Origin of the sequence: Streptomyces shenzhenensis (assembly GCF_003688995.1) — a bacterium.
GTDB classification, from domain to species: domain Bacteria; phylum Actinomycetota; class Actinomycetes; order Streptomycetales; family Streptomycetaceae; genus Streptomyces; species Streptomyces shenzhenensis_A.
Genome location: NZ_PENI01000002.1, coordinates 121,304 through 133,918, shown reverse-complemented (window position 1 = coordinate 133,918; position 12,615 = coordinate 121,304). Strand labels below are relative to the sequence as shown.

12 protein-coding genes are annotated in these 12,615 nt (G+C 68.4%); 5 read left to right on the top strand and 7 right to left on the bottom strand.

From position 1 onward, the window contains the following. Positions 1–141: 141 nt before the first annotated feature. A complete protein-coding gene (locus tag CTZ28_RS03620; protein WP_121887740.1) occupies positions 142–1,053 on the bottom strand; it encodes an SDR family oxidoreductase in 912 nt (303 codons plus the stop codon). A gap of 98 nt (positions 1,054–1,151) precedes the next feature. Here CTZ28_RS03620 and CTZ28_RS03615 point away from each other — a divergent pair, with 98 nt between their 5' ends. Beyond that, on the top strand, positions 1,152–1,841 hold the full coding sequence (locus tag CTZ28_RS03615; RefSeq protein ID WP_220795303.1) for a TetR/AcrR family transcriptional regulator: 690 nt from the start codon (positions 1,152–1,154) through the stop codon (positions 1,839–1,841). A 92-nt stretch (positions 1,842–1,933) separates the two neighbouring features. On the opposite strand, the gene CTZ28_RS46830 is transcribed toward CTZ28_RS03615, so the two are convergent. Further along, complete coding sequence (locus CTZ28_RS46830; RefSeq protein ID WP_183154255.1) at positions 1,934–2,089, bottom strand: hypothetical protein; 156 nt, start codon at positions 2,087–2,089, stop codon at positions 1,934–1,936. Positions 2,090–2,340: 251 nt separating this feature from the next. Here CTZ28_RS46830 and CTZ28_RS03610 point away from each other — a divergent pair, with 251 nt between their 5' ends. After that, complete coding sequence (locus CTZ28_RS03610) at positions 2,341–2,871, top strand: PadR family transcriptional regulator (RefSeq protein ID WP_121887739.1); 531 nt, start codon at positions 2,341–2,343, stop codon at positions 2,869–2,871. A gap of 15 nt (positions 2,872–2,886) precedes the next feature. Here CTZ28_RS03610 and CTZ28_RS03605 read toward each other — a convergent pair whose 3' ends face one another. The 5 genes from CTZ28_RS03605 to CTZ28_RS03585 are packed head-to-tail and all read right to left on the bottom strand — an operon-like array spanning position 2,887 to position 7,698. Next, positions 2,887–3,552 carry a DedA family protein gene (locus CTZ28_RS03605; protein ID WP_121887738.1) on the bottom strand — a complete coding sequence of 222 codons (666 nt, stop codon included), beginning with the start codon at positions 3,550–3,552 and terminating at the stop codon, positions 2,887–2,889. 42 nt (positions 3,553–3,594) lie between these two features. Then, a complete protein-coding gene (locus tag CTZ28_RS03600) occupies positions 3,595–5,016 on the bottom strand; it encodes an MFS transporter (RefSeq protein WP_259471460.1) in 1,422 nt (473 codons plus the stop codon). A 57-nt stretch (positions 5,017–5,073) separates the two neighbouring features. After that, entirely contained in the window at positions 5,074–6,258 is a 1,185-nt protein-coding gene (locus CTZ28_RS03595; RefSeq protein ID WP_121887736.1) for an NAD(P)/FAD-dependent oxidoreductase, read from the bottom strand. Next, positions 6,255–6,452 (bottom strand): ferredoxin, encoded by a 198-nt coding sequence (locus CTZ28_RS03590; RefSeq protein ID WP_121887735.1) that lies wholly within the window; start codon positions 6,450–6,452, stop codon positions 6,255–6,257. The genes CTZ28_RS03595 and CTZ28_RS03590 overlap by 4 nt, the downstream gene beginning before the upstream one ends. 28 nt (positions 6,453–6,480) lie before the next feature. Next, positions 6,481–7,698: a cytochrome P450 gene (locus tag CTZ28_RS03585; RefSeq protein ID WP_121887734.1), complete on the bottom strand. Its 1,218-nt coding sequence runs from the start codon at positions 7,696–7,698 to the stop codon at positions 6,481–6,483. 404 nt (positions 7,699–8,102) lie between these two features. Here CTZ28_RS03585 and CTZ28_RS03580 point away from each other — a divergent pair, with 404 nt between their 5' ends. The 3 genes from CTZ28_RS03580 (at position 8,103) to CTZ28_RS03570 (ending at position 12,533) form a co-directional block, all read left to right on the top strand. Beyond that, positions 8,103–10,451 (top strand): MMPL family transporter, encoded by a 2,349-nt coding sequence (locus CTZ28_RS03580; protein ID WP_121887733.1) that lies wholly within the window; start codon positions 8,103–8,105, stop codon positions 10,449–10,451. Positions 10,452–10,533: 82 nt separating this feature from the next. Continuing rightward, positions 10,534–11,880, top strand: coding sequence for a sensor histidine kinase (locus tag CTZ28_RS03575; protein WP_121887732.1), 1,347 nt, complete (start codon positions 10,534–10,536; stop codon positions 11,878–11,880). After that, the gene (locus CTZ28_RS03570; RefSeq protein ID WP_121887731.1) at positions 11,877–12,533 is read left to right on the top strand and encodes a response regulator; all 657 of its coding nucleotides are present in this window, start codon (positions 11,877–11,879) and stop codon (positions 12,531–12,533) included. The genes CTZ28_RS03575 and CTZ28_RS03570 overlap by 4 nt, the downstream gene beginning before the upstream one ends. The last annotated feature ends 82 nt before the right edge of the window (positions 12,534–12,615 follow it).

The following is a 12,615-nucleotide window of genomic DNA, read 5'->3' as shown; positions in this document are numbered from 1 at the left end:
GCTCCGCCTCGGGCTTGGACAGGCAGAGGCACAGCGACCGGTGTCCGGTGCGGCGTCACGGTGACGGCGAGTTGGGCGGCCGCCGCGACGAGCGCTTGGCCGGGTCGGTCGGCCGTCGCCGGGGCGGGTGGGACCGGGGGCTCAGAGGCTGTCGGGTACTGAGACGCCGGTGAGTTCTTCGGCCGCCGCCCACAACCGGGCCGCGACGTGCCGGTCGGTTGCGGAGCGCGGCAGCTTCGCCGGCACGGCAGGGCCGACCATGGACCAGCGGGGGCCGTAGTAGCCAGCCTGTTCCACGTCCGCGCCGGTCGCTGCGAGGAGCAGCGGCTGGGCGCCGCCGGCCGGGCTCTGCGAGGGCACGATGCGTCCCAGGATCTGCAGGAGCAGTGGCGGGCGGCCGCCCATGGTCGGGCCGCTGGCGGCGATGTTGGTGCGGGCGCTGCCTGGGTGCGCGGCGATCGACAGCAGGGGCCACCCCCTGCTCGTGGCCAGGTGGGCCAGGTACTGGCTCATCAGGAGGTCGGCGAGCTTGGACTGCGCGTAGGCGGGGATGGGCTTGTAGTCGCCGGTGGAGTTCAGGTCGTCGAAGCGGATGGCGGCGCGGTTGGCCTGGCCGCTGCTCATCGTCGCGACCCGCGGTGCCGGGGCCTTCAGCAGGAGGGGCAGCAGGCGGACGGTGAGGGCGAACGGGCCAAGGAAGTTGCTGCCGAACTGCAGCTCGAAGCCGTCCTTGGTCTCGTGGCGTACCGGGGGCATCATCACGCCGGCGTTGTTCAGCAGCAGATCCAGCGGCCGGCCGTCGGAAAGCAGACCGTCGGCGAAGGCGCGGACGGAGTCCAGGTCGGCCAGGTCCAGACGGCGGACCTCCACCTGGGCTGCGGGATGCGCAGCGAGGATGTCGGCTCGGGCCTGCTCGCCCTTGGCCGGCGTGCGCACGGCGAGTACGACGTGGGCTCCGGCAGCGGCCAGCTGCTTCGCGGCCTCCTTGCCGGTGCCGCTGTTCGCGCCGGTCACCACCGCGAGCTTGCCGTGCTGGTCAGGAACCTGGTACATGACGAACCTCATTAAGTACTGCCGGTATCTTGCCTCTCGCCCACCGTAACGGACCACCGGTAACTTTGCAAAGTACCGCCGGTTTGTAACATGGGGGTGTGACCTTCCAACGTGCCCGCACCGACGAACAACGCAGCCAGCGACGACGCCAGATCCTGGACACCGCGGCCGCGATGCTGGCCGAGATGCCGGTCGCGAAGCTGAGCCTGAACGAACTGAGCCGTCGCGTCGGCTTGGCCAAGCCGAACGTGCTGCGCTACTTCGAGTCCCGCGAGGCGGTCCTGCTCGACCTGCTTGAGACCGAGATCAATGACTGGATCGCTGAGCTGGAACGCCTGCATCCGACCGGTGAAGGCTCAGCCCGAGAGCGTGGAGACCTACTGGCCGACACCCTGGCCACCTCATTGGCGCAGCGGCCGGTACTGTGCGACCTGCTCAGCGCGCAGGGCGCGGTGCTGGAGCAGAACATCTCCGCCGAGGCTGGCATCCGGCACAAGCACGCCGCCCGGAAGTCACTGCAGAGCCTGGTTCGACTGGTCCAGTGCCACATACCCGAACTCGGCGCCCAAGGCAGCGCCGCTCTGGTGGAGACGACACTGCTGATGACCATGACCGCCTGGCAGTGCAGCCGTCCCTCGGACGCCATGCTGGCCGCCTACGCCTCCGATCCTGCCCTGGCGGCTATGCGCCCGGACTTCACCGACCTGGTGCGCCGCACGACAGCAGTGACCGCCTCCGGCCTACTAGCTCGTCAGAGGGAAGAGTCAAGTGCCATCCCGGCTTCCTGAAGCTGGCCAGGAGCCTGTGGCGAAGGTCGAGATTTCAAGCATGTGCGAGGCGCGCGGCCTGAGACACCGAGTGCCTGCGACTGCTGTGCAGCTCACAAAACCCGTAGAGGGACGGTGGCGTCCGGCTGCTGCGCGGCTCCAGTCGCGACTTCGGGGAAGGCTCGCGCAGTTCCCTCGTCGCTGACCGCGACCAGGGTGTCCTTGCTGATCGTGGAGTCGTCGGCTGTGCAGCCGATGCGCAGGGTCATGGGCGGGATCTCTCCTCGGGCGCGTCCTGCCAGGGGCGCGCCTCGCCGGAACTGTCCTCTTGGCGGGCAGGCAACTGGTGCTGGCAGGACAGGCAGGCACGAGCTGTATGGCGGGCCAGCGGTGACAACCTAGGGCGGGAGCCGAGTGTCGCGGTGCTGGACCTCGGGTTCCTCGCCGATCGTTCGGGTCTCCGTCGGGTGCGACACCGGGTCTGGAGCGATGGGCGGGCGGGTGGTCGTAGCATCCCTCCATGTGGATTGAGATCCTGCTGCTGGCCGAGCTGACGCGAAGACCGTTGCACGGCTACGAGTTGCGCCGGGAGATCGAGGCGGCGACTGGTCGAAGCCTGTCGAACGACTCCCTCTATCCACGCCTGCGGCGGTTCGTCGAGGCTGATTCGGTGCGCCGCCGTACCGAGAAGCTCCCGGGCGTCCCGACCCGCCACGTCTACTCGATCACCGACGCCGGCCGGGAAGTCCTGCACGACTTGCTGGCCGAGCCTCCTGAGGACACCACGGACAACAGGAAGGAGTTCCTGGCTCGGGTGCTGCACTTCGACCTGCTGACCACCGGTGAACGCCTGCGGATCCTCGATGCCCAGGATGCCGTTTTGGAGCGCAGGCGGGAGCATGTCGCCGGGCTGGCGCAGGCGCGGACGGGAGGCTGGGGCCGCCGAGTGCTCGATTACGGGACGGCGCGGCTCAACATGGACCGGGTGTGGCTGGCCCAGGTACGTGCCGATGTCGTGGCGGAGGCGGGGCCGGTCGACAGCACTGGTTAGCAGGCTCAGGCGCGCTCAGTGAGTCGGCTCGTGGGAGGGCTCCGGTTCGGCCGTTGGCCGGGAGATGGCCGCGTCGGAAGCGGTCTTTTCTGACCGTGCCCCAAGACGCCTGCGGATGACGATGATCGCGGCAATGAGAAGCATCAGTCCACCTACTGCGGCTACTCCGCCGACGCTGCCCAGACTCGCGACGACGCCGAGGGCGAACAGCAGGGGCAGCACGGTGGAGATGACGGCGCCAGCAGCGATCGGCGGGAGGAACTTGCGGTAGGACATGCCGGCGACGCCCGCCACGGCGGGTACGAAGCCGCGCACGAGGGGGATGAGGCGTCCGAGGAAGATGGCCCAGGTGCCCCGGCTGCGCAGCATTTCGGTTGCCTTGTCCCAGCCTTCGGCGCCGCGTTTGCGGATGAGTTTGGTCTCGCGCAGGCCAGGGCCGATGCGCCGGCCCAGTTCGAAGCCGATGACGTTACCCGTGATGGAGCACAGCGCGGCGACCGCCCACAGGAGCAGGAATTTGGGGATGGAGTCGATGGTGGAGGCGGCGATCAGCATGGCCGCCTCACCGGGGAGGACGAGTCCGATACCGACGATGGCTTCGCCGAGGGCGATTAATCCAGCTCCCGCCAGGACCACGGGCTGCGGTGACGACTGGAGCCAGTCGAGCACGCTGGAGAACATGAAGGACGTCCCTTCGACGTATGGGGGGGGGAGACGAGGCGTTCAGTTCGCGCGGGGCCGATCAGCTGGCAGGGCGATGGCGCTGATGAGGGCCACGGTGAGCGCTGCGGCGCAGATCCCGAAGCCGTAGGTGAAACCGGTCTCTGCCGGGACGCCTGCAGTGGTGTCCGAGGCGAGGACGGCGGTGAGAGCAGCGGTGCCTATGCTGCCGCCGATGGTGCGGGCGAGGGTGTTGAGGCTGGTGGCGGCGCTGCTCTGGGCTGGTGACACGGCGGTGAGCAGGGCGTTGGTCATGGCGGAGGAGGCAAGGCCGATACCGATGCCCATGAGGCAGACTCCGGTCAGCATGTGCCAGGTGGTGGCGTGGGCGAGCGCGAGCCAGGCGAACCCGGACAGAGCCATGCCCGTACCGAGGACGAGAAGCCATTTGGCGCCGAAGTGGCGGTGCAGAGCGCCCGAGATCGGGGCGAAGACGATCATCGCGATGGTCGCGGGCAGCAGGTAGAGCCCGGATTCGCTGACGGACCTGCCCAGGCCGTAGCCGGTATCGACGGGCAGTTGCAGCAGGAGAGGGATGAGCAGTGAGGAGCCGAAGGTGACTATGCCGAAGGCGATGCCGACGGTGTTGGTCGTCCATACGCCTCGCCGTACCAGCATCCGGGTGTCGACCAGTGGTTCTCGGGCCCGGCGTTCGGCCATCGCCCACGCGGTGAACGCGATGACCGCGCCGCCGGACAGGCCGAGTGTCGTCTTGCTCTCCCAACCCCAGCCGCCTCCCTTACTGAGCGCCAGGAGCAGGCAGCCCAGTCCCGTCGACAGCAGGATCGCGCCGGTCCAGTGGACCGTGCTGGGGGTGCGGGAGGTGGAGTGCGGGACCCCGTACACGATGCCTGCGGCGGCGAGCAGGAGCAGGAGCAGGGGGATCCAGAACAGCCAGTGCCAGGACAGGTGATCGACGATGGGTCCGGCGAGGACGCTGCCGAGCGCAGCGCCGGAGCCAAGCAGGGACGACAGCAGCCCGATGGCGAAGCCGACGCGCTCGGGAGGGAGCTCGTCGCGAACGATGCCGAAAGCGAGCGGCAGCACCGCTCCTCCGCAGCCCTGTACGGCCCGCCCGACCAGCAGGACGGCGAGGCTGTCGGACAGTGCCGCGATCAGGGTTCCGCAGATCAGTAGGGACAGGACGATGAGAAGTACTCGGCGGCGGCCGAATATGTCACCGAGCCGGCCTGCGACCGGGGTCGCGATCGCGGCGGCGAGCAGGTAGGCGGTGACGAGCCAGCCGATATCGGCGGTGGGCGTGTCCAGTGCGTCCGCGATGACGGGGATGGCTGGGGTGATGAGCGACTGGAGCATCGCGAACACCAACCCGGCCAGTGCCAGGCAGCAGAAGACGAAGGTGGGTCGGGACCCTCGGGGCGGTGAGGGAGCTGGTGTGCCCGGCTCCTGCCGAAGCTCGGTCACCACAGGACTGGCATCTGGTGCAGGCCGTAGCTCATGTGGGGGTCTCCTGGGGAGGGCTCAGCCCTTGGTGGTGACTGTTGTGGAGAGCACGGCGTCTTGCCAGGTGGCGCGGTCGGCGATGGCCTGGCGCCACTGCCGGATCACCTTGGGGGGCATGCCGATGGCGAGTGCGCCGACCACCCGGTCGTCCTTGCGGTAAGCGGCCACGAAGCGGCGTTCCGTCAGGTTGCCCTCGACGATGGCCATCTCGCTGTGGCCGCGCAGGTGACCGTATGCCTGGATACGCAGGTCGTACTGGTGGGACCAGAAGTAGGGGACCGACGGGAAAGGCTTGCGGCTCTCGGGGCGCATGAGGTTGCGGGCGACGGTCATGCCCTGCTCGGCAGCGCTGGTGCGGTGCTCGATCCGCATCGAGGCATCGAAGAGCGGGTTGTACCAGTGGGCGACGTCCCCGGCCGCGTAGACCGTCGGTGCGGCCTCGCCGTAACGGTCGCAGGCAACGCCGTCATGGACGTCGAGTCCGCTGCCGATCAGCCACTGGGTGTTCGGTGTTGAACCGATGGCGACCAGGACCGCATCGGCCGGGACCAGTTCGCCGCCGGCCAGGTATACACCGTCCGGTCTGGTCTCGGTGACTGTGACGCCGGTCCGCACGTCTACTCCGTGGTCGAAGTGGGCCTGGGCGAGGAGCTGGCCGACCTCGGGACCGACCGCGTGGGCGAGTGGGACCGGTGTCGGCTCCAGGAGGGTCACCTCGCAGCCAAGGCTCCGGGCGACGGCGGCGGCCTCTGATCCGAGGAAACCGGCGCCTACGATCACCAGCCGACGGCCGGGGGCAAGACATCGGCGCAGCGCGAGGGCGTCGTCGAGGGTGCGCAGCACATGGGCCCCGGTGCCGGGTAGCGGCCGGGCCCGTACGCCGGTCGCGATGACGAGTCCGTCGTAGGGCACCTGTGTTGCATCGGCCAGGATCACGCCCTTGTTCACCGTGTCAAGCTGGGTGGCCGGCCTTCCCGGGCGCCAGTCGAGGTCGAGGGCAGCGAAGGAGTCCGGGGCGCGCAGGGTGATGCGCTCCGGTTCCCACTGGCCGGCGAGGATCTGTTTGGAGAGCGGGGGACGGTCGTAGGGCAGGCTCGGCTCTTGTCCGACGAGGGTGAGCGTGCCGTCGTAGCCTTCGCGGCGGAGTGTCTCGGCAGCGGCGAGCCCTGCGGCTCCGGCACCGACGATGACGATGTTCCTCACTGTTCCACCAGCGCGATCGCGGCGGCAGGGCAGACAGCGACGGCTTCGCGGACCTCGTCGTAAAGGTGCCTTCCCGGGTGCGCGGTCAGCAGGATGGCAACGCCGTCGTCGTCACGCTGGTCGAAGACGTCGGGGGCGGCCACGACGCACTGCCCGGCGGCGACGCATTTGGGCTGGTCGAGTTGCACGTGCATGGGGGCTCTTTCGTCCGGGGGCGGAGGGTTACCAGGTGACGGGCAGTTCATGGACGCCAAAGGCGGCCATCTCATGCCGGAACTTGACCTCGGCCATCGGCACCGCAAGGAGCAGGCCGGGAAGCCGGCGCAGCAGGAGGGTGAGAGCTTCTTGCAGCTCGACGCGGGCCAGGGACTGGCCGAGGCACTGGTGGATGCCATGGCCGAAGGCGAGGTGCCCGCCGGGCGGAAGGCGCCGGTCGAGGTCGAGGACGTCGGCGTCGGCGAATCTGTCGTCGCGGTTGGCAGCGGGCAGGCTGACGGTGACGAGGTCGCCCGCACTGACGTGCTGTCCGCCGAGCGTGAGGTCCTCCGTGGCGACGCGGTGGATGAGGTCCTGCGGAATGGACAGGTACCGCAGGAGTTCGTCGATGGCGCCCGCCGTGAGCCGGGGATCGTCGCTGTTGCGGATCCGGGCCGCTTGTTCGGGATTCTCCAGCAGCGCCGTGACGCTCAGGCCGATCATGTTCGCGGTGGTCTCGTGTCCGGCGAGCAGTAGGACCTTGCCGTTGACCGCGACCTCCTCCGGGCTGAGTTCGCCGACGCCGAGTACCCGGCTGACGAGGTCGTCGCCCGGCTCGCGCTGTTTGCGGTGCGCCAGCTTCAGCATGTAGTCGTTGAGAGCCCCGCTGGCGGCCGTCTTCTCCTCCCGCGTGGCAAAGCTGCGGGTGAGAACGGCACTGTGCTCCTGGAAGAAGGCGTGGTCCTCGTACGGCACGCCGAGCAGCAGAGAGATGACCAACGACGGCACGGGCAGCGCGAAGTGCTGGATGAGGTCCACCGGCCGCTCTTCCCGGCCGATCATCTCGTCGAGGATGCCGTCGATCAGTTCACGGACGGCCGGGCGCAGCGCCTCCATCCGCTTGACAGTGAACTCGCCGGTGAACTGGCGGCGGATACGGGCGTGTTCGGGGTCATCTGTCCGAGGAAAGGGCTGCGGCCCCTGCGCGCTCTGGACACTGACGGTCAGCTGGGGAAAGCGGCGGACGTCCGCGCTGAACCGGGCATCGCTCAGCACGACCTTGGCATCGTCGAAGCGGGTGGCCACCCAGGCAGCCTTGCCGTGCGATGTCCGTACCCGCTGGAGTCCTTCACCCTGACGCCAACCTGTGTATGCGGTGGGCGGGTCGAAGGGGCAGCGCCCGGTGCGCTTGCCGGGGTAGGCGGGAAGGCCAGCGGTGTCGTCGGCTGCGGCGGTGGCGGTCATGAGGTTCTCCTGTGGGGGTCGCGAAGCGGCGTGCGCCTACGGACGGGGCAGCACAGCCGGGACGGGCTCAAAGTCCTGTCGTGTGCCGCGGCGCGAGCGTGGGGGCCGGAACACGGTCACGCACCTATGTCGTGGCGACCTAGGGAAGGTTAGCTGTGTTCCCTCGGATTGCCATCCCCCCGTTTTTGCCGGGGTTTTCCATGCCATGGACGAAATCGCAGGTCACCGGCATTGCTCTACGACCTTCGCAGGAGGTTGGAGAGCGACGGTTCATACCACGGTCCTAATCGCTCACCCCGGATTGACCACCGTGGGGGGCCAAGGTCGCTGAGATCGGCTCCTAGCGTGAGGTCACGGGTCAGTCAGGCCCCAAGTCCCTCAAGCCCTCCTCCTGGGAGTAATCCGTGGCCACCTTCCTCTATCGGCTCGGCCGATTGGCCTTCCGGCGCCGACGCCTCTTCCTGAGCCTGTGGATCGTCGTTCTGGCTGCCGTCGGCATCGGAGCCTTCAGCTCCTCAGGCACTACCACCGACGGACTCAGCCTGCCGGGCACCCAGTCGCAGCAGGCGATCGACCTGCTGCAGAAAGAGTTCCCGCAGGCGTCCGCCGACGGAGCGACCGCCCGCATCGTCTTCGAGGCCCCGGCCGGTCAGAAGCTCACCTCCGCGGAGAACAAGGCAGAGATCGAGTCCCTGGTGGCGAAGCTGACGGGGTCACCGCAAGTCGCCGGCGTCTCCGCACCCTTCGCAGACGGCCAGGTCAGCACCTCAGGCACCATCGCCTACGCCCAGGTCACTTACAAGGTCGCTCAGGCCGAAATCAGTCGGGCCGCGTACGAGGCCCAGGCCGAGCTTGTCCAGCAGGGCCAACAGGCCGGACTGACCGTGAGCCTGGGCGGCAACGCCGTCGAGGACAAGGCGTCCAGCAAGCTGGCCGAACTGCTCGGCCTCGCGGTAGCCGCCGTCGCCCTCGTGATCACCTTCGGTTCACTGGTCGCGGCCGGGCTGCCGCTGCTCACCGCGATCCTCGGGGTCGGGACGGCGGTCCTGTGCATCACCATCGCCACCCAGATCTGGGACATGTCCTCGCAGGCATCCACGCTGGCGCTCATGCTGGGTCTGGCAGTCGCCATCGACTACGCCCTGTTCATCGTCTCCCGCTACCGCACCGAGGTGCGTGACGGCCACGACCCCGAAGAAGCAGCCGGCCGTGCTCTGGGCACCGCCGGGTCGGCGGTCGTCTTCGCCGGTCTTACCGTGATCGTCGCCCTCGGCGGCCTGAGCGTCATCGGTATCGCCTCACTCACCTCGATGGGCCTCGCCTCCGCGTTCGCCGTCGCCGTCGCCGTCCTCATCGCGCTGACCCTGCTGCCCGCCGTCCTCGGCTTCGCCGGGAAGCGGATCATGAGCAACAGGATGCTGACCCGCCGGATGAAGTCCGCGGAACGCGGCGAGGGCGGGCAGACGATGGGGGTGCGCTGGGCGAGGTTCGTCACCCGCAACCCTCTCAAGGTTCTCGCGGTGTCCGTCCTCGGCCTAGGACTGCTCGCACTGCCCGCGACTTCCCTGCGGCTGGCGCTGCCCGACGACTCCATGAAGCCGCCGGGCTCCACCCAGCGCGTCGCCTACGACACCCTCAGCAAGGGCTTCGGGCCCGGCTTCAGCGGCCCGCTCACCGTCGTCGTCGACGCCCGCGACAGCAACGACCCCGAGGCCGCCGCCGCGCAGGCGAGCACCTTGCTGAGCAAGATGGGGGACCTCGCCGAAACGAGTAAGCCCACCTTCAACGAGGCGGGCAACGTGGCGCTGATCGGCGCCATCCCCAAGAGCGAGCCCAGCAGTCAGGCCACCAAGGACCTCGTCACCGACATCCGCGACCAGAGCAGCGCCCTCCAAAAGGAGTCCGGCGCTGACCTGATGGTCACCGGCTTCACCGCCGTCAACATAGACGTCTCCACCAAGCTTTTCCAAGCGCTCATCCCCTACCTGGCCATCGTCGTAGGCATGGCGCTTGTCCTACTGATGCTTGTCTTCCGCTCGATCCTGGTCCCGCTCAAGGCGGCCCTCGGCTTCCTTCTCAGTGTGACCGCCACTCTCGGTCTGCTGGTCGCGGTCTTTCAGTGGGGCTGGATGAAGGACCTCTTCGGTATCGACCAGACCGGTCCGATCGTCAGCATGCTGCCCATCCTGTTGATCGGTGTCGTCTTCGGTCTCGCCATGGACTACGAAGTCTTCCTCGTGACCCGGATGCGCGAGGAGTACGTCCACGGTGCCTCCCCGACGCAAGCGATCGTCGGAGGTTTCCGGCACAGCGCCCGCGTCGTCACCGCTGCCGCCGTCATCATGATCTCCGTCTTTTCCGGGTTCCTTCTCGACGACGCGGCCCTCATCAAGTCCATCGGCCTCGGGCTCGCCTCCGCTGTTCTCTTCGACGCCTTCGTCGTCAGGATGACCATCGTCCCCGCAGTCATGGTCCTGCTCGGACACCGCTCCTGGGTCCTGCCGAAGTGGCTCGACCGGGCTATGCCGGATGTTGACGTCGAGGGTGAGAAGCTACGCAAGGCGCTGGCTCGACAAGACTCCTCGGCGACCCTCATCCTCCGCGAGCCGGTTCTTGCCAGCGTGGGCACCGAGGCCCCGTCCCTCACCGGTACGACGGACACGGCTCCGCCGCCCCCCGCAGCACTACGACAGCCCCGGGGCCTGCCCTTCCCTCGGCGCACCGGCGACGCCGGCCAGGACGAAAGCAACTGAGCCCATCCTGTCACCCTGGCCCGTCCGCTGGACCACTCCTCTGAAGGCTGGCGGACGGCCCCGACCAACGAGGACCCGTCCCGTGACCAGACCCAGCTCCCCCTCGTCCGGGCGCCCGGACCATCACCGGCTTCTGGAGACTCTGACCGATGACCCGGAGCAGAGCGTGATCGTGTCGGTCATGGCCCGACTGGCCGTCTGGCGTCGTGCCGAGCGGGCGCACCCCCGCATCCGGCGTTGGGGAGTGCCGGCCCTGTGCACCCTGGCGGGCGTCGACTCCTACCTCAACCCCTACAACGTGGGCGACGAGAAACTTCCGTTGATCCTCGCCTTCACCGTCCCACTGCTGTGGCGGGAGCGACGGCCCATGCTGGTCTTCGCCCTCACCACCGCCGCCTCGGTCGTTGCCCTCCCGTTCGGCGTGCTGACCGGAGCCGAGGTCGCACGGGTGGTGGCCCTGTTCAATGTGGGCCGGTTCTGTTCCCCACGCCAGATCATGCTCGCCGTCGGTGTCACCACCGTCCAGCTTGCCGCGTGGGCCTACGTCTTCTGGAACGGCGATCAACTGGAATACGCCACACGCCCTGAGGTCACCACGCTGATCGTGATGGTTGCCATGGCGTCGTTCGCCGCGCTCGGCCTGATGGTCCGCCTGGCCGACGCCTACACCATTGCCCTGAAAAAACAGCGCGCCCACGAAGCTCAGCTCGCCGCCGCCGAGGAACGTACCCGCATCTCCCGCGAGATGCACGACATCCTCGGCCACACCCTCGCCGTGATCGTCGGCCTCGCAGACGGAGCCGCCGGGCTCACTGAAGCCAGACCAGAACGCGGTGCCCAGACACTGCGCATCATCAGCTCAAGCGGCCGGGACGCCCTGGCGGAACTGCGCCGTCTGCTCGCCGTCATCGACCACGGCCCGGACAACGGCACGGCGAAGAACCATCCCCCCGACGCGCCCCTCGCCCCACAGCCCGGCCTCGCCGATCTCAACCCGCTACTGGAGCGAGTCCAGGCCGCCGGCCCCACCGCCGACCTCACCATCCACGGCGATCTCACCAGTCTGACTCCAGGATTCCAACTGACCGTCTACCGCATCATCCAGGAAGCCCTGACCAACACCGTCAAGTACGCCGCCCCGACCACCTCCGTCCGGGTCTCTCTCACACTCCGCCCAGACGCGCTGCACATCACCGTCGAGGACACCGGCCCCTCTCGTACCGCCACGGCCAGCCGTACCGTCTCGGGCGGTCGCGGCCTGGTCGGCATGCGGCAACGCGCCGCCCTCTACCAGGGAGACGTCACCGCCGGTCCCAACACCCACGGCGGCTGGACCGTCCATGCTCGCCTCATCCCCCGCAGCGCACCTGTTAAGCCCGCTTCCACCGAAGGCGGGACGGCCCCACCTCTCCCGGAGAACCCCGCATGACCACCATCCTCATCGTCGACGACCAGGCTCTGCAGCGCATGGGCTTCAGCATGCTCATGGAACAGCATCCCGACATCACGGTCATCGGTGAGGCGGGCGTCGGGGCCGAAGCCGTCCGCCTCACCGCCGAACTCCGCCCCGACGTCGTCCTGATGGACGTCCGGATGCCCGGCATGGACGGCATTGAAGCAACCCGCCGAATCATGGACTTGGGCGGACGCTCCCGTGTCCTCGTCCTGACCACCTTCGACCTCGACGAGTACGCCTACGAAGCCCTGCGCGCCGGAGCAAGCGGCTTCCTCCTCAAAGACGCCCTGCCCGAGGAGCTCGTCGCCGGAGTCCGGGCGGTCGCCGCCGGTGACGCCGTCATCTCCCCCGGCCTGACCCGCAAACTCATCGACACCTTCAGCGACCGGCTGCCCGGCCACTCCCCACAGCAGCAACAGCGCCTCGCCCACCTCAGCGACCGCGAGCGTGAAGTTCTCACCGCCATCGCCACGGGCTGGACCAACGGCGAGATCGCCGAACGCCTTCACCTCGCCGAGTCCACAGTCAAATCCCACATCACTCGCATACTCCCCAAGATCGGGGCTCGCGACCGCGTCCAAGCCGTGATCTTCGCCTACGACACCGGTCTCGTAAGACCGGCATGAACGGCCGGACATGCCGGATCCGCGTAGGGCTCTCCGGAACCACCTGGCGCAGACGGCGCCGGACGGCGCGGCCGGCAAACCG